The 16,292-nt window shown below is 72.9% G+C and carries 17 protein-coding genes; 10 read left to right on the top strand and 7 right to left on the bottom strand.

What is annotated here, in order from left to right:
* Positions 1 to 40 precede the first annotated feature (40 nt).
* Genes ACIBW6_RS16840 through ACIBW6_RS16830 form a run of 3 tightly spaced genes read right to left on the bottom strand, consistent with a single transcriptional unit; the run spans position 41 to position 3,320 of the window.
* Complete coding sequence (locus tag ACIBW6_RS16840; RefSeq protein WP_399060122.1) at positions 41 to 1,111, bottom strand: threonine aldolase family protein; 1,071 nt, start codon at positions 1,109 to 1,111, stop codon at positions 41 to 43.
* A gap of 11 nt (positions 1,112 to 1,122) precedes the next feature.
* The gene (locus ACIBW6_RS16835; protein ID WP_399060549.1) at positions 1,123 to 1,884 is read right to left on the bottom strand and encodes an SDR family NAD(P)-dependent oxidoreductase; all 762 of its coding nucleotides are present in this window, start codon (positions 1,882 to 1,884) and stop codon (positions 1,123 to 1,125) included.
* Between the two features lie 26 nt (positions 1,885 to 1,910).
* Positions 1,911 to 3,320: a DUF6421 family protein gene (locus ACIBW6_RS16830; protein ID WP_399060120.1), complete on the bottom strand. Its 1,410-nt coding sequence runs from the start codon at positions 3,318 to 3,320 to the stop codon at positions 1,911 to 1,913.
* 246 nt (positions 3,321 to 3,566) lie between these two features.
* Between ACIBW6_RS16830 and ACIBW6_RS16825 the strand changes: the two genes are divergently transcribed.
* Both ACIBW6_RS16825 and ACIBW6_RS16820 read left to right on the top strand, forming a co-directional pair.
* The gene (locus ACIBW6_RS16825) at positions 3,567 to 4,130 is read left to right on the top strand and encodes an FABP family protein (protein WP_399060118.1); all 564 of its coding nucleotides are present in this window, start codon (positions 3,567 to 3,569) and stop codon (positions 4,128 to 4,130) included.
* An 81-nt stretch (positions 4,131 to 4,211) separates the two neighbouring features.
* The gene (locus tag ACIBW6_RS16820; protein ID WP_399060116.1) at positions 4,212 to 4,895 is read left to right on the top strand and encodes a glycerophosphodiester phosphodiesterase; all 684 of its coding nucleotides are present in this window, start codon (positions 4,212 to 4,214) and stop codon (positions 4,893 to 4,895) included.
* A gap of 4 nt (positions 4,896 to 4,899) precedes the next feature.
* On the opposite strand, the gene ACIBW6_RS16815 is transcribed toward ACIBW6_RS16820, so the two are convergent.
* On the bottom strand, positions 4,900 to 5,451 hold the full coding sequence (locus tag ACIBW6_RS16815) for a GNAT family N-acetyltransferase (RefSeq protein ID WP_399060114.1): 552 nt from the start codon (positions 5,449 to 5,451) through the stop codon (positions 4,900 to 4,902).
* A gap of 79 nt (positions 5,452 to 5,530) precedes the next feature.
* Here ACIBW6_RS16815 and ACIBW6_RS16810 point away from each other — a divergent pair, with 79 nt between their 5' ends.
* Positions 5,531 to 5,923: a VOC family protein gene (locus ACIBW6_RS16810; RefSeq protein ID WP_399060112.1), complete on the top strand. Its 393-nt coding sequence runs from the start codon at positions 5,531 to 5,533 to the stop codon at positions 5,921 to 5,923.
* A gap of 129 nt (positions 5,924 to 6,052) precedes the next feature.
* Positions 6,053 to 7,465, top strand: coding sequence for an NAD(P)/FAD-dependent oxidoreductase (locus ACIBW6_RS16805; protein ID WP_399060110.1), 1,413 nt, complete (start codon positions 6,053 to 6,055; stop codon positions 7,463 to 7,465).
* A 15-nt stretch (positions 7,466 to 7,480) separates the two neighbouring features.
* On the opposite strand, the gene ACIBW6_RS16800 is transcribed toward ACIBW6_RS16805, so the two are convergent.
* A complete protein-coding gene (locus ACIBW6_RS16800) occupies positions 7,481 to 8,017 on the bottom strand; it encodes a MarR family winged helix-turn-helix transcriptional regulator (RefSeq protein WP_399060108.1) in 537 nt (178 codons plus the stop codon).
* A 53-nt stretch (positions 8,018 to 8,070) separates the two neighbouring features.
* Positions 8,071 to 9,774, bottom strand: coding sequence for an FUSC family protein (locus tag ACIBW6_RS16795; RefSeq protein ID WP_399060106.1), 1,704 nt, complete (start codon positions 9,772 to 9,774; stop codon positions 8,071 to 8,073).
* 164 nt (positions 9,775 to 9,938) lie between these two features.
* Between ACIBW6_RS16795 and ACIBW6_RS16790 the strand changes: the two genes are divergently transcribed.
* From ACIBW6_RS16790 to ACIBW6_RS16765, 6 genes are all read left to right on the top strand, one after another.
* Positions 9,939 to 10,484: a DUF5134 domain-containing protein gene (locus ACIBW6_RS16790; RefSeq protein ID WP_399060104.1), complete on the top strand. Its 546-nt coding sequence runs from the start codon at positions 9,939 to 9,941 to the stop codon at positions 10,482 to 10,484.
* A gap of 116 nt (positions 10,485 to 10,600) precedes the next feature.
* Complete coding sequence (locus ACIBW6_RS16785; RefSeq protein ID WP_399060102.1) at positions 10,601 to 11,536, top strand: M56 family metallopeptidase; 936 nt, start codon at positions 10,601 to 10,603, stop codon at positions 11,534 to 11,536.
* A gap of 34 nt (positions 11,537 to 11,570) precedes the next feature.
* On the top strand, positions 11,571 to 12,278 hold the full coding sequence (locus tag ACIBW6_RS16780; protein ID WP_399060100.1) for a phosphatase PAP2 family protein: 708 nt from the start codon (positions 11,571 to 11,573) through the stop codon (positions 12,276 to 12,278).
* Entirely contained in the window at positions 12,275 to 12,970 is a 696-nt protein-coding gene (locus tag ACIBW6_RS16775) for an HAD family hydrolase (RefSeq protein ID WP_399060099.1), read from the top strand. Before ACIBW6_RS16780 ends, ACIBW6_RS16775 begins: the two co-directional genes overlap by 4 nt.
* A 125-nt stretch (positions 12,971 to 13,095) precedes the next feature.
* Positions 13,096 to 13,740 (top strand): dihydrofolate reductase family protein, encoded by a 645-nt coding sequence (locus ACIBW6_RS16770; protein WP_399060097.1) that lies wholly within the window; start codon positions 13,096 to 13,098, stop codon positions 13,738 to 13,740.
* A gap of 237 nt (positions 13,741 to 13,977) precedes the next feature.
* Positions 13,978 to 14,712, top strand: coding sequence for a TetR/AcrR family transcriptional regulator (locus ACIBW6_RS16765; RefSeq protein WP_399060095.1), 735 nt, complete (start codon positions 13,978 to 13,980; stop codon positions 14,710 to 14,712).
* Here ACIBW6_RS16765 and ACIBW6_RS16760 read toward each other — a convergent pair.
* On the bottom strand, positions 14,700 to 16,205 hold the full coding sequence (locus tag ACIBW6_RS16760) for an LVIVD repeat-containing protein (protein ID WP_399060093.1): 1,506 nt from the start codon (positions 16,203 to 16,205) through the stop codon (positions 14,700 to 14,702). The genes ACIBW6_RS16765 and ACIBW6_RS16760 overlap by 13 nt on opposite strands.
* Between the last annotated feature and the right edge of the window lie 87 nt (positions 16,206 to 16,292).

Below are 16,292 nucleotides of genomic sequence, written 5' to 3'. Positions count from 1 at the left end.
CGGCCGATCGCATACCTATGCAGCCCGGGAGGCCTGGTGGTTACCGGGCCATCTCCTCCTTGAGCGCCGCGACGAACCCGTCGACGTCCTCCTCGCGGGTGTCGAAGGCGCACATCCACCGGACGTCACCGGCGTTCTCGTCCCAGAAGTAGAACCGGTAGCGCTTCATCAGGCGCTCGGAGACGTCGTGCGGGAGACGGGCGAAGACGCCGTTGGCCTGCACGGGGTGGAGGATCTCGACGCCTTCGACGGCGCGGACGCCCTCGGCGAGGCGTTGGGCCATCGCGTTCGCGTGGCGTGCGTTGCGCAGCCACAGGTCCTTGGCGAGCAGCGCCTCCAGCTGCACGGAGACGAAGCGCATCTTGGAGGCGAGCTGCATGGAGAGCTTGCGCAGGTGCTTCATGTGCCGGACGGCGCCGTGGTCGAGGACGACGACGGCCTCGCCGAACAGTGCGCCGTTCTTCGTGCCGCCGAGCGAGAGGAGGTCGACGCCGACCGCGTTCGTGAACGTCCGCATCGGCACGTCCAGGGACGCGGCCGCGTTGGCTATGCGCGAGCCGTCGAGGTGCACCCTCATGCCGCGCTCGTGGGCGTGGTCGCAGATCGCGCGGATCTCGTCGGGCGTGTAGAGCGTGCCCAGCTCGGTGGACTGGGTGATCGAGACGACCTGCGGCATCGCCCGGTGCTCGTCGTCCCACCCGTACGCCTGCCGGTCGATGAGCTCGGGGGTGAGCTTGCCGTCGGGGGTCGGGACGGTGAGGAGCTTGAGGCCGCCCATGCGCTCGGGGGCGCCGCCCTCATCGACGTGGATGTGCGCGGACTCGGCGCAGATCACCGCGCCCCAGCGGTCGGTGACCGCCTGGAGCGCGACGACGTTGGCCCCCGTGCCGTTGAAGACCGGGAACGCCTCGGCGCCCGGTCCGAAGTGGCTGCGGATGACGGTCTGGAGGTGGTCCGTGTAGTCGTCCTCGCCGTACGCGACCTGGTGCCCGCCGTTGGCGAGGGCCAGCGCGGCCATCACCTCCGGGTGTGCGCCCGCGTAGTTGTCGCTGGCGAAGCCCCGGGTCGCGGGGTCGTGGTGCCGGCGGGCGTCGGTCTTCGGAGGGTTCACGGCTTCACTGTCTACTCGGTCAGCCACAGACGGGTCCCGTTCACTTCGGCGGCGGGCCGGTTCCAGACGTCGGCGACGGCCTCGGCCAGCTCCTTGACGTCGGTGAAGCCCGCGAACTTCGCGTTGGGGCGCTCGGCGCGCATCGCGTCGTGCACCAGTGCCTTCACCACCAGGATCGCAGCCGCCTGGCGGGGTCCGGCATCGCCCCCCGCCTTGCGGAAGGCGTCGCCGAGGGCGAGCGTCCACGCCTCGGCGGCGGCCTTGGCGGCGGCGTACGCGGCGTTGCCCGCGGTCGGCCTGGTCGCGCCCGCCGCGCTGATCAGCAGGTAGCGGCCGCGGTCCGAGCGGCCGAGACCGTCCTGGAAGGCGAGGGAGGTGTGCTGCACCGTGCGGATGAGCAGCTTCTCCAGCAGGTCCCAGTCGGCGAGGTCGGTCTCGGCGAAGCTCGCGCCGCCCCGCCAGCCGCCCACGAGGTGGACCAGGCCGTCGATCCGGCCGAAGTCCTTCTCGACGCGGTCCGCCCACTCGCGGGTGGCCCGCAGGTCCAGCAGGTCGACGGTGTCGCCGATGACGGTGGCGCCGCCGTGCGCGTAGCGCGCCGCGTCGACGGCCTCGGCGAGGCGCTCGGGGTCCGCGTCGGCGCCGACGACCGTGGCGCCCGCCTCCGCGAGCCGCTTCAGCGTGGCGCGGCCGGCGGGCCCGGCCGCTCCGGCGACCGCGATCACGGCGCCGTCCAGCGGGTCCCCGGCGGCGCCGGTGTGGGTCTCGGTCATGGCGGTCGCCTCCTGTGCGGGCTTGCTCATGCGGCGACCCGCTCGCCGTCCGTGGCGCGGATCCCCTTGGTCGACGCGATGACGCTCTTCAGCTTCTTGGACAGGGCCTCATAGAACATGCTGAGCGGAAACTCGTCCGGAAGCACCTCGTCCACCAGCTTGCGCGGCGGCAGGCTGGTGTCCAGGGCGTCGGGGCCCTTGGCCCAGCGGGAGCCGGGGTGCGGCGCGAGGTACGTCGACACCAGGTCGTAGGCGGCGAACCAGTGCACGAGCTTCGGGCGGTCGATGCCGTCGCGGTACAGCGCCTCGATCTCGCCGCACAGCTGGTTGGTGACCTCCGGAGCGCGCTGCCAGTCGATGTGCAGCTTGTTGTCGGTCCAGCGCACCACGTCGTGCTTGTGCAGGTAGGCGAAGAGGAGCTGGCCGCCGAGCCCGTCGTAGTTGCGCACGCGCTCGCCCGTGACGGGGAAGCGGAACATCCGGTCGAAGAGCACGGCGTACTGGACGTCGCGGCCCTGCGGGACGCCGTCGGCCTCCAGCTTCACGGCCTCCTTGAAGGCGGTGAGGTCGCAGCGCAGCTCCTCCAGGCCGTACATCCAGAACGGCTGGCGCTGCTTGATCATGAACGGGTCGAAGGGCAGGTCGCCGTGGCTGTGCGTGCGGTCGTGGACCATGTCCCACAGCACGAAGGCCTGCTGGCAGCGGTCCTGGTCGCCGACCATCTCCGCGATGTCCGCGGGCAGTTCGACCCCGAGGATGTCCACGGCCGCCTCGGTGACGCGGCGGAAGCGGGCCGCCTCGCGGTCGCAGAAGATGCCGCCCCAGGAGAAGCGCTCGGGGGCCTCGCGCACGGCGATCGTCTCGGGGAAGAGCACCGCCGAGTTCGTGTCGTAGCCCGAGGTGAAGTCCTCGAAGGTGATGCCGCAGAACAGCGGGTTGTCGTAGCGCGTGGCCTCCAGCTCGGCGAGCCACTCGGGCCAGACCATGCGCAGCACGACGGCTTCCAGATTGCGGTCCGGGTTGCCGTTCTGCGTGTACATCGGGAAGAGCACGAGGTGCTGGAGGCCGTCCCGGCGCTGCGCGGCGGGCTGGAAGGCGAGGAGCGAGTCCAGGAAGTCCGGGACCCGGTAGCCGTCGTCGGCCCAGCGGCGCAGGTCGCGCAGGAGCGCCTCGTGGTAGGCGGCGTCGTGCGGCAGCAGCGGTCCGAGCTGCTCGACCGCCGATATGACGCGGTCCAGGGCGAGGTCCGCGGCGGACCGGGCGGGGGCGTCCGCGGCGTCGAAGTCGATCGACCCGTCCTTCTCCTGCCAGGTCCTGATCTCCTCCACGGCACCCTTGAGCACGGGCCACGCCGGGTGGTCCACCACCCTGTCGCCGTCCGGTCGAGCCGGAGGAACGATTTCCTCCGTACCCGTCTGCACAAGAATTTCCGTCATGACCCATCCTCCACGGGAGAACCTCGCGTCAGAACACCGTATGTGTTCCGGGTTCTCCGCGACAAGGGGAGGCCCGGGAAATTATCCTGCGCACCCCCCGGTATCACCGCTGTTTTTCCTGTTTCCAGGCGCCCAAACGATGACGTCTGCCACATCGGCCGGACTCGCCGGAGGTGGGTGAAGATCCGCCCGGAACCGCCGGGGCCTACGCTGAGCGCGCCGTCCCCCGACCCCAGGAGCGCCACCGTGTCCGACCCCGCACCCACGTACCCGTACCGCGACAGCGACCGGGCGGACGAGGCTCCCGCGCCGCACCCGCTGCTCACGCCCGTGCTCGGGCTGCTCGGGAGCTGGCGCGGCAGCGGGCGCGGCGGATACCCGACGCTGGACGGGCAGTTCACGTACGCGCAGGAGGTCTCCTTCCGGCACGACGGGCGCCCCTTCCTGCGGTACGAGGCGCGGGCCTGGCTGCTGGGCGAGGACGGGGCGGCGCTGCGGCCGGCGGCACGGGAGAGCGGCTGGTGGCGGGTGCGGCCGGACGGCCACCTGGAGGCGCTGATCACCCAGCCCACCGGCATCGCGGAGATCGCCGTCGGCCGGGCGGCCGACGGCGCGGTCGACCTCACGACCGACAGCGTGGCGCTCACCCCCACCGCCAAGGAGGTGGCGGGGACCCGGCGCCGCTACACCCTGGCCGACGCCGACACCCTGGAGTTCACGCACGACCTCGCCGCGGTCGGGCAGCCGTTGCAGCACCACCTCTCCGCGCGGCTGCGGCGCGTCAACTCCCTTGCGGGCCTCGCCCACTGACGGGGGCCGTTAGGCTCGGGCACCTCGCGTGCGTGGCGCACGCGGGGCAGCCGAGCCGCCTCCGACGGAAGCGAGACCACCTTGAACTTCCTCACCATCGGGCACCGCGGAGCCATGGGTGTCGAACCCGAGAACACCCTGCGCTCCTTCGTCGCCGCCGAGCGGGCGGGACTCGACCTCATCGAGCTCGACCTGCACCTGAGCAAGGACGGCGCGCTCATCGTGATGCACGACGCCGACGTGGACCGCACCACGGACGGCAAGGGCCCGATCGCCGAGAAGACGCTCGCGGAGCTGCGGACGCTGGACGCGGGGCGCGGCGAGCGCGTGCCCGTCTTCGAGGAGGTCCTCGGCGCGGTGAGCGCCCCGCTCCAGGCGGAGATCAAGGACACGGCCGCGGCCCGGGCGCTCGCCGAGGTGATGCTGCGCCGCGATCTCGTGCACCGCGTCGAGGTGATCTCCTTCCACGACGAGGCCGTCGCGGAGATCGCTCGGCTCGTGCCGGGGGTGCGTACCGCGCTCGTCGCCAGCCGCTACGGCACGGACGTCGTCCGGCGGGCCCAGGCGGTGGGCGCCACCACCCTGGTCCTGAACATCCGGCGGCTGACGCAGGAGATCGTGGAGCACGCCCGCAAGGCCGACCTGCGGATCATCGGCTGGGTGGTCAACACCCAGGACGACCTGCGCCTCGTGCGCGCGCTCGGCCTGGACGGGGCGACCACCGACTACCCGGAGATCAAGCGGACCGGCCGCTTCACCGCCTGACCTCTCACACCAGCGGCTTGACCAGCAGCTCGAACTGCAGGTCCGCTCGGTGCGGAAGGCCGAAGCGCTCGTCGCCGTACGGGAAGGGGCTCATCTTTCCCGTACGGCGGTAGCCGCGCCGCTCGTACCAGGCGATGAGCTCCTCGCGCACGGAGATCACCGTCATGTGCATCTCGCGCACGCCCCACGTCTCGCGCGCCGTGCGCTCCGCCTCGGCGAGGGTCACCTTGCCGAGGCCCGCGCCCTGGAGGGCGGGGCTGACGGCGAACATGCCGAAGTAGGCGTGGTCGCCGCGGTGCTCCAGCTGGCAGCAGGCGACGAGCGCGCCGTCCCGCTCGACCGTGAGCAGCCGGCTCTGCTCGGCCTCGATGACGTCGAGCACCCCTTGCGGATCGGTGCGCTGCCCGCCCAGGATGTCCGCCTCCGTGGTCCAGCCGACCCGGCTGTCGTCCCCGCGGTAGGCCGACTCGACGAGCGCGACGAGTGCGTCGACGTCGGCGGCGGTGGCCTCGCGGAAGCTCAGGCCGTCGGTGGCGGGGTGCGGGGCGGCGGTCATGGGCGGCTCTCCGATCTCGTACGGGCACGGGCCTGTCGGCGCCGTCGAGGTTAACCCGGTCGCACTACTGTGCATCGTCATGGTGCACGTACTGAGCAGCAGGGTTCTCATCCGGCCCGGCGACCCCGAGCGGTCGCGGGCGTTCTACGGCGAGGCGCTGGGCCTGGCCGTCCACCGCGAGTTCGGGACCGGGCCCGAGCGGGGGACGGTGTACTTCCTGGGCGGCGGCTTCCTGGAGGTCTCGGGTCGCGCCGAACCCCCGGTGAGACCGGGGTTGCAGCTGTGGCTCCAGGTGGCGGACGTACACGCCGCGCACGAGGAGCTGGCGGCGCGGGGCGTGCCGGTGCTGCGGGAGCCGCGGACGGAGCCGTGGGGACTGGTGGAGATGTGGATCACCGATCCGGACGGCACCCGGATCTGTGTCGTGGAGGTCCCCGAGGAGCATCCGATCCGGTTCCGGCCGGGGATCTGACGTGCGAGGACACGCGGTGCGGCGCAGGATGGCGTGGTGTCAGGGGATTCGGCGGCGCCGATCCGGATACATGACCGGGAGCGCTCCTCGCCTGTCCGTACACCGTCCAGCTCAGGAGAGATCCGAACCATGACCGCTCCCCGTACCTCGACCGTGCCCCGGATCCTGATCATCGGCGGTGGGTTCGCCGGCATGGAGTGCGCCCACAAGCTGGAGAAGGAGCTGAAGCCCGGGGAAGCCGTGCTGAAGCTGATCAGCCCGATGGACCACCAGCTCTATCTGCCGCTGCTGCCCCATGTGGCATCCGGCGTCCTGACGCCCCAGTCGGTCGCGGTGCCGCTGCGCCGGATGCTGCGGCGCACCTCGATCATCCCGGGCGGCGCCATCGGCGTGGACCCGAAGGCCAAGGCCGTCGTGGTGCGCAAGATCAACGGTGAGACCGTCGTCGAGCCCTACGACCAGCTGGTGCTGACGCCGGGCAGTGTGACGCGGCAGTTCGACATCCCCGGGATCGAGGAGCACGCGGTCGGCGTGAAGACGCTCGCCGAGGCCGCCTGGATCCGGGACCACGTCATCTCGCAGCTGGACCTCGCCGCGGCCAGTTCGGACCCGGCCGAGCGGGAGGCGCGGCTGCAGTTCGTCGTGGTGGGCGGCGGGTACGCCGGGACCGAGACGGCCGCCTACCTCCAGCGGCTGACCACGTCGGCGGTGAAGCGCTATCCCGGGCTCGACCCGCGCGGCATCAAGTGGCACCTGATCGACATCGCCCCCAAGCTGATGCCGGAGCTGGGCCCGCGCCTCGGCGACAAGGCCATGGAGATCATGAAGCGGCGCGGGGTCGACGTCTCGCTCGGGGTGTCGGTCGCCAAGGTCACCGAGGACCGGGTGACCTTCACCGACGGGCGTGAGCTGCCCTGCCACACCCTGATCTGGACGGCGGGCGTCGCGCCGAGCCCGCTGGTCTCGACGCTGGAGGCGGAGACGAACAAGGGGCGGCTCGTCGTCACCCCCGAACTGACCGTGCCGGGGCTCGACGGCGTCTTCGCCCTCGGCGACGCCGCGGCCGTGCCCGACCTCGTCAAGGGCGGCGACGCGGTCTGCCCGCCGACCGCGCAGCACGCGATGCGCCAGGGCTGGGCGGCGGCGCGCAACGTCCTCGCGGCGGTGCGCCGGACGCCGATGACGCCGTACCGGCACAAGGACCTCGGGCTCGTCGTCGACCTCGGCGGCATCCAGGCGGTGTCGAAGCCGATGGGCGTCCAGCTCACCGGGCTGCCCGCGCAGATCGTGGCCCGCGGTTACCACCTGGGGGCACTGCGGACCCTGACGGCGCGCTTCCGTACGGCGGCGAACTGGGGGCTGAACGCGCTCGCGGGCGACGACTTCGTGCGCACCGGCTTCCAGCGGAACCGGCCCGCGACGCTCAAGGACTTCGAGATGACGGACGCGTACCTGTCGCCGGAGGAGATCCGCAAGGTCCTGGCCTCGCAGGTCGCCGGGCGGTCGATGGCCCCCGAGAAGCCCGAGCTGCCGATCACCTGACGCCGCGGCGCGGGATCAGCCCCGGGGGCCGCCGAGGCGGCCTTCGAGCTGGGAGAGCAACTCCCCCAGCAGGGCGCTCAGTTCGGTGTCCCGGCCGCCGTCGAGACCGCCGAGCACCGTCGCCTCGTACGCGAGCTGGCGGGGCAGCACCTCGTCGACGAGGGCCCGTCCCTCCTCGGTGAGGCTCAGATGGGACACCCGCCGGTCGCGGGTGTCCCCGCGGCGGGCCACCAGGCCCCGCTCCTGCAACTGCTTGAGCCGCTTGGTCACGGCCGCGCCCGAGGAGAACGTCTCGCGCGCCAGGTCGCCGGGGGTCAGCTCCCGGCCGGTGCGGCGCAGCGTGCCGAGCAGATCGAACTCGGAGCGGGTCAGGCCCGCGTACCGCAGCGGCGCGTCCTCGGCCTGCTGGAGGAGTGCCGCGCACCGGTTGATCCGGCCGATGATCTCCATCGGCGCGGTGTCGACGTCGGGGCGGACGGCCTGCCACTGCCGGACGACCGAGGAGACGGTGTCGGGCGGTCGCGCCGCCGCCGTGTGGGCTTCCCTGCTCATGCCGCCTGACCGGAGTTCATCCTGCCTGACCCGACCTTCCTCGACCGATGCCGCTATCCGCGGGCGCCGCTGTGTTCGCCCGTCGCCCGCCCAGTCTCCCCGACGGCGGCAGCTCCCCGCGCCTGCCCCCGGACCGTGGCCGCGAGCGTACGGTGTCCGCTCCGCTCGGCCGCGACCACCCGGTCCTCCGGCAGGGCCCGCTGCCACCACTCGCCGGCCGCGGTGTCGGCGGCGGCGCGCAGCTCCACCAGGGCCGCGGCCAGCGTGCGGCGGACCGATTCCAGGGTGGCGGGCGCGGGCGCGGCCTCGGCGAGGGCCCGCTCGGCGGCCTCGCGGGCGGCGGCGACGCGGGTGAGGGCGGTCTCGATGCGGTCGCCGGCGCGCCGGTTGGTGACGGCGACCGCGGCGACGACCCCGAGGAGCGCGCCGACCAGCGTGTCCACCACCCGGTCGGTGATCAGTTCGGCGGGCTCCTGGAAGCGGGCGAACTCGGTGACGAGCAGCGCCATCGGTGTCACGCACAGGCTGCCGAGCCAGTAGTTGCGGGTGATGAGCGCCTCGGCGCCGAAGCTGAAGGCCATGCAGCACAGGACCAGCGCGACCGTGCTGAGGTGGGCGAGCGGGACGACGGCGGCGAAGACGAGCACCCCGGCGAGGTTGCCGACGACGCGCTGGACGCCGCGGTTCCAGGTCAGCGTCACGTTGGCCTGGTAGAGCGAGGCGGCGGTGACCAGCGCCCAGTAGGGCCGCCCGACGCCGAGGGCGAGCGAGGCGTACCCGGCGAGGGCGCAGCCGACGAAGGTGCGCAGGGCGACCGGGAGCAGGGGCGAGCCCGGGCCGAGGCGCCGCCACAGCGACGGGGCGCCCTCGGCGCGCTCGGCCTCGACGCCGAGCAGTTCGTCGTCGATCCCGGCGATCCGGGCGGGCCGCGGCACGGCGCCGGTGCCGCGCAGCCCGGCGGCCCAGGCGCGCAGCTGCGCCGGGTCCGCGTCGCCGGGCGCGGCGAGGGCCACCTCCGCCCGCACCACGAGCCGCTCCAGGGCGCGCCGCGCGGCGGTCCTGCCCCCGGTCGCCAGCAGGGACTGCCAGGCCGCGTGCACGGCAGCGGCGGCGGCGCCGCGGGCGGGCGCGTGGCCGGGGCGCTCGGCGCAGGCCGCGGCCGCGTTCAGGGCGCGGGCCGTGGCGCGCCGCTCCGGGCCGTGCGGGCGTACGAGCACGGGGGCCATGCCGACGAGCCAGGCGACGGCGCCCGCGCCGAGCATGAGGGCGAGGCGGCCCGGGACCTGTCCGATGGTCTGGGGCGCGAAGAGCGACGCGGAGCTGATGAAGGTGAAGATCAGGTGGCCGGGCGGGCCGATCCGGGTGGCGTCGCAGAGCGTCTTCTGCGCCGCGGCGAGCAGGGCGCCGATCGCCACGAGGGCCGCCGCGCAGGAGACGAACGACGCGGCGACGAGGGCCACGGCGACGCTCGCGAACATCCCGGCGACGACGCCGGCCAGCGCCCGGGCCCGGGCCGCGTAGGGCAGGTTGTGCCCGTACAGGGCGCAGAAGCTGCCGGCCATCGTGTACATCATCAGGTCGAGCCGGCCCAGGGCGAGCAGCGTCAGGTTCGGCAGCGCGGCGGAGGCGACGACGCTCGTCGCGGGTTTGAACCAGATGTCCGACGGCCGGTTCGGGCGCAGCACTCCCGCCAGCGGGAGCTTTCGGACGGTGGGGCGCGTGCGCGGGGTGGCCGGGACGGGCGGTGTACTGCTCATACCTAAAACATTAGCAGGTGTTTTACTCGTAAAAGAGATTCGCCCGTAGACGCTCCCGCCCGGCTGGGCGCCGCCGCGCGACCGCTCGTGCTTCCGCGCGCCGCCATAAGCCCCCATATGCCCGGGCATCTCCCCCAGAGCCGCTGAGAGAGGGGTGACCCGGGGTGCACGGACCGCTGTCGGCCGCCTGGCTGCTCGTCGCCCTGTGCGCGGCGAGCGGCGCGTACTGCCTGCTGCGGTTGCGCAGCGGGGTCGAGGAGCAGCGCCGCACCGCCGGCGACGAGGCGCTCATGGGGTTCGGGATGGCCCTGATGGCGGTCCCGGCCGCCGTCCTCACGCCGCCGGCCTGGGCCTGGCTGCTCTACGCGGCCGTCTTCGGGGCCGCCGCCCTGCGGGCCCTGTGGGCGGCCCGGCGCGGCGCGCACCACCTGCACCATCTGATGGGCACCGTGGCCATGGCGTACATGGCGCTGGAGATGGCCGGCCGCCCGGCGGGCCACGCCCACCACGGCACGACCGGCGCCCCGGCGCTCACCGGGGTGCTGCTCGGCTACTTCGCGGTGTACGTCCTGTGGGCGGGGGCACGCCTGGTCCCCGCGGCCTCCGCGGGCGGCGCCTCGTTCGCCGGGTGGGGCGACCGCCCCGAGCTGGCGCGCGCCTGCCGCCTCTCGATGGGGATCGGGACGCTGGCGATGCTGCTGACGATGTAGGCCGGTGCGCAGCCGCCGCGCCGCGGTCCCGTCCGGGCCCGAACCAAACCGTGTCGTAGGTCACTTGGCGCGCGAGATCATATCGCCGGGCCGCCCCGCCTCATAGGCTGACGACCATGACGGTCCCCGTGGCGCTGTTGCTGCTCGGCACCCTTCTCGCCCTGGTCGCCCCGCGCCTGCTGGCGCGCGCCGACTGGCCCGAGCGGGAGCCGGTCGTCGCGCTGTGGGTGTGGCAGTGCGTGGTGGCGGGCGTCCTGCTCTGCTGCGCGCTGTCGATGGCCCTGAGCGCGGCCTCCGCGTGGCAGGCGGTGCGCGGCCACCTGTTCGCCCCCGCGCCGCACGGGGTCGTGGACGCCTACGCGCTGCGCACCACCGGGCCCTGGGCGGCCACCGTCGCCGTGGCGCTCGCGCTCGGCGGGGTCTGGACCGCCGCCATGCTGGTCCGGGAGGTGCGCAGGGCGCGGACGCGCCGCAGGCACCGGCGGAGCGAACTGCTGGTGCGGGCACCCCTGTTGCCCGGCGAGGAGCCAGGCCCCGACCGGCTCGTGGTCCTGGAGGGCGAGCGGGCGGACGCGTGGTGGCTGCCCGGGCAGACGCCGCAACTGGTCATCACCACGGCCGCGTTGCGCCGCCTCAAGGGGCGCCAGCTGGACGCGGTGCTCGCGCACGAGAGGGGCCACGCGCGGTGGCGGCACGACTGGCTGCTGCACTGCTCGGGCGCGCTGGCCACCGGCTTTCCGCAGGTGCCGGTCTTCGCCGCGTTCCGTGACCAGATGCACCGGCTGGTCGAGCTGGCCGCCGACGACGAGGCCTCGCGGCGCTTCGGCCGCCTCACCATCGCGCTGGCCCTGGTCGAACTCAACGAGGACCGGGGCGTGTTCGGGCCCTGCCCGACGCCGCACACGCACGTCCCGCAGCGCGTGCACCGGCTGCTCACCCCGCCCTCGCGGCTCACCCCGGCCCGGCGGCTGCGGCTGACCGCGGCGGCGGCCCTGGTGCCGCTGGCGCCGCTGCTGGTGACGTTCGTCCCGGGACTGCGCGCGTTGGGATAGTGTGCGCGGCTCGTTTCGGGTGAGGATCTCCGGTATGTACCCGGCGCGAACCGCAACCCCGCCCCGGTCGCGCGCCCCGCTCACCGCGGCGCTCGCCACCGCCTGTCTGCTCCTGCTGCTGCTCGTCGCGGCCGGCTGGCGCCCCCTGCTGGACCTGGACTCGTCCATCGTCCGGGCCCTGCACCGCCGGGCGGTCGCCGACCCCGGGCTCACCCACGTCAACCGCGTCCTCTCCGACTGGGTGTGGGACCCGTGGGCGATGCGGGCCGTGTGCGCGGTGCTGGTGGTGCTCGTGGTCGTGCGGCTGCGGGACCGGCTGCTCGGGGCGTGGCTGGTGGCGACGTGCGCGCTGGGCACGCTCGTCCAGCAGGCGCTCAAGGCGGCCGTCGACCGGGCGCGGCCCGTGTGGAGCGATCCGGTGGACTCGGCGCACTTCGCGGCGTTCCCCTCGGGCCACGCGATGACCGCGACGGTCGTCTGCGGCCTCGGCCTGTGGCTCCTGCGCCGCTACGGCGCCCCGCCCGCCCTGTTCGCCGCGGCGCTCGCCCTCGCGGCGCTGTCGGTCCTCGGCGTGGGCCTGACCCGCCTCTGGCTCGGGGTGCACTGGCCCTCGGACGTCCTGGCCGGCTGGCTGCTCGGGGCGCTGACGGTGGTGGTGTCCGCGACGACGTACGAGAGGTGGCGCGGGCGCGGCGAAGCCCTTGATGGGCGGCGCGGCCGGGACGCAGGATCGGACGCATGACGATCAAAGCGGTGCTCTTCGACTTCTCCGGGACGCTCTTTCGCATCGAGTCGACCGCGTCCTGGCTGCGCGCGGCGCTCGACGCGACGGGGGTGACGCTTTCCGGTGCCGCGTTCACGCAGGCGGAGCGGGCCTTGCACGAGGCAGGAGCGCTGCCCGGGGGCACCACCGGCCACGGGACGGTCCCCGGCCACCTCGCGGAGGCGATGGCGGTCCGCGACGTGGACGCGACGCGGCACCGTGCCGCGTACACGGGCCTCGCCCGTGAGGTGCCGCTCCCCGACGACCGGCTCTACGACGCGCTGTACGAGCGCCACATGCTCCCGGCCGCGTGGCACCCCTACCCCGACGCGCTCGACGTGCTGACGGCCCTGCGCGAGCGCGGCCTGCCGGTCGCCGTCGTCAGCAACATCGGCTGGGACCCGCGCCCCGTCTTCGTCGCGCACGGGCTCGACCCGTACGTCGACGCGTACGTGCTGTCCTACCGGTACGGCGTCGCGAAGCCGGACCCGCGCCTGTTCGCGACCGAGTGCGAGGCGCTGGGCGCGGCGCCGGCCGACGCCCTGATGGTCGGCGACGACCGCCGGGCCGACGGCGGGGCGGCGGAGCTGGGCTGTGCGGTGCACTTCGTGGATCATCTGCCGGTGGACCAGCGGCCGGACGGGCTGCGTCCGGTGCTCGGGCTGCTCTGAGACGGCCTCGCGAAAAAGACCCCGGGAAAAAGCGGGGGTCTTTGTCGATCCGGCTCCCGCCCGTTCGACGTCAGGGTGTGCGGTGCCCGCCGCACGATGACGCGACCGGATCTGCCGAGGACACCATGGACCAACTTCTGCGAGTCATGAACTTCAACGTCTCCAGCGACGGCATCGGGGCAGGTGAGCACCAGAGTCGCGAGCTGCCCTTCGGCCTGGAGCGCCCGGAGCGGCTGTTCTCCTGGGCGGGTGCCACGGCGAGCTGGCCCATGCGGACGGACGGCGGTGGCAGCCGGGGCCTCGACGACTACTTCACGCGGGACTTCGCCCGCGACATCGGGGCCGAGATCATGGGCCGCAACAAGTTCGGACCCCAGCGCGGGCCCTGGGCGGACCACGCGTGGCGCGGCTGGTGGGGTGAGGAGCCGCCGTTCCACACGCCGGTCTTCGTCATGACGCACCACGAGCGGCCGTCGTTCACGCTCTCCGACACGACGTTCCACTTCGTGGCCGGTGAGCCGGCCGCGATCCTCGAACGGGCGCGGGAAGCGGCGCACGGCAAGGACGTCCGGCTCGGCGGCGGTGTCGGCACCGTCCGGCAGTTCCTCGACGCCGGCCTCGTCGACACGCTGCACGTGGCGGTCTCCCCGCTGAAGCTCGGATCGGGGCTGCGGCTCTGGGACACCCCGGAGGACCTGCTCGACCGGTATCACCTGGAGGTCGTGCCCAGTCCGAGCGGGGTCGCGCACCACTTGTTCTGGCGCAGGTGAGACGCCCGGGGCGGGGCCGGCCTGCCGTGCCCCCCCGAGGTTCGCGCGTAGACCGGCCGCCGGGCAGCGCCGACACCGTCCGGAGGCCGGTAGGCCGGTGGCGCGGCCGTACTCGGACGATCCCCCGCGTCGCCCGAATACGGCCGGCCCACACCCGCGCACGCCGCACCCAGGGGGCCGGCGGCCGGGACGCGTTGAGTATAGTTGGCTGAGAGCCAGTCAACGCAGGAGTCAAGGATGTCCCCCCGAAGCGCGTCGGTCAATGAGGAGTTGCGCCGGCGTTCCCGGGAGCGGCTCCTGCAGGCGACGCTGGAACTCGTCGGGGAGCGCGGCTACGACGCGACGACGCTCGGCGACATCGCGGACCGGGCCGGTTCGGCACGCGGTCTGGTCTCGTACTACTTCCCCGGCAAGCGGCAGCTGTTGCAGTCCGCCGTGCACCGGCTGATGCACCGGACCCTCGAAGAGGCCCTGGAGTGCGAGCCGCGGACGCAGGACGGGGACGAGCGCCTCGCGCGGGCGGTCGACGCGATCCTGGGGCTCGCCCGGGACCAGCCGGTGCTGATGCGCACGCACATGGCGGGCATCCTGCAGGCCGAGGGGTTCGTGCAGTGTCCCGAGCAGCAGCGGCTCGCGGCGCTGCTGCGCGACACCGTCGTGCGGCACGGGACGCTCGATGTCGACCGGGACTATCCGATGCTGCGCGCCGTGCTGATGGGTGCGGTCTTCGCGATGCTCGTGCCGGGCGCTCCGATGCCGCTGGTGGCGCTGCGCACCGAGTTGTTCGAGCGGTACTCACTGGAGTGGGAGCGGGGGTTCCCGCCGGGCGACGAGGAGCCGCCCGGCGCGAGCGCGACGCACGGCAGGGCGGCGGACTTCTCCCGCTACTTCGAGTGGCCGCGGCCGGCCGCCGAGGACGACGGCCGGCCGACGGACCCGCATCAGACGCGTCAGACGCGTCAGTCGAAGTAATCCGGCTGCGTCTGGACGTTGAGCTCGTCCATGCGGACCCGGGAAGCGGGGTCCGTGCGCCGGTCCTTGAGCTTCAGGACGTCGAAGCCCTTCTGGATGTCGTTCGAGTAGATGTAGCCGTTGTAGTAGTACGCCGACCAGGAGCCGCCGAGGGTCAGCGTGTCGGTGCTCAGCGGGCCGCGCTCGAAGTAGCCGATCTCCTTGGGCCGGGTGGAGTCCGTGAAGTCCCAGACCGAGACGCCGCCCTGGTACCAGGCCTGGACCATGAGGTCCTTGCCCTTGACGGGGATCAGCGAGCCGTTGTGGGCGACGCAGTTCTCGGTGTCGGCCTGGTGGCGCGGGATCTTGAAGTAGCTGCGGAAGACGAGCCGGCGCTTGTCGCCCTTGCCGACGATGTCGTAGATGCCGTCGGCGCCGCGGTCCGGGCCGGTCGCGGCGTTGCAGGTGGCCGCGCCGCCGCCGCCCAGCTCGTCGGTGAAGACGACCTTGTTCGCCTTCTGGTTGAAGGTCGCCGAGTGCCAGAACGCGAAGTTCACGTTGTCCTGGACCTGGTCGATGACCTTGGGACGGGCCGGGTCCTTGATGGAGAAGAGGATGCCGTCGCCCATGCAGGCGCCGGCGGCCAGGTCCTCGGAGGGCAGCACGGTGATGTCGTGGCAGCCCGTGGTCTTGGAGACGCCGGGGTTGACGGGTCCGCCCGGGTTGCCGCCGCCGTCCGCGCCCTCACCGGGGAACAGGACGGGGAAGTTGACCACGGCCGCCTTCTGCGGGGCCTTGCGCGGCACCTTGATGACCGAGATGCCGTCGTGCGGCGGCTGGCAGTCGGGGAAGGTCGCGCTGGGCGAGTACGAGGAGACGTAGATGTACACGTCCTTCTTCTCCGGCACCAGCGTGTGCGTGTGCGAGCCGCACGCGGTCTCGACGGCGGCGACGTACTTCGGGTTGCGCTTGTCGCTGATGTCGAAGACCTTCATGCCCTCCCAGGACGACTTCTCCGTCGCGGGCTGGGTGGTGGAGGCGCAGGAGTCGTCGCTGCGGGAGCTGTCCGTGGACAGGAAGAGCAGGTTCCCGGAGACGGAGATGTCGTTCTGCGAGCCGGGACACAGCACCTGCGAGACGGTCCGGGGCGCCTTCGGGTTGCTGATGTCGTAGATGCGGAAACCGTCGTAGTTCCCGGCGAACGCGTACTTGCCCTGGAAGGCGAGGTCCGTGTTGTAGTTCGGGAGCGCGTCCTTGGGGATGTTGGTGAGGTGTTCGATGTTGGCCGAGTGGACGATCTCGTCCTGGCCGGGTATCTCACCGGCGGCGATCGCCGCCCCGGCTTCGGTCTCGACGCTCTTCGAGACGCCCTTGGGCGCCGCCGAGCGGTCGCCCGGGTCGGGCGTCGCCGAGACCGGCCCCGCGGCCAGGAGTGCCGCGAGCAGTCCGGCGGCCGCCGCCCCGACTCCCAGGCGTCTGCGGCGCGTTCGGGTGGAGTCCTGCAACAGGGTCACTGTTGTCTCCCTGACTGACGATGACGTCGTTGACACGTGAACGGTTCACGGATCCCCCGAGTATCGTCTTCATCATGCTCAGATCAA

The sequence above is a fragment of the Streptomyces sp. NPDC049813 genome (genome assembly GCF_044465085.1).
Classification (GTDB): Bacteria; Actinomycetota; Actinomycetes; order Streptomycetales; family Streptomycetaceae; genus Streptomyces.
This window is presented reverse-complemented; position numbering and strand designations above follow the sequence as displayed.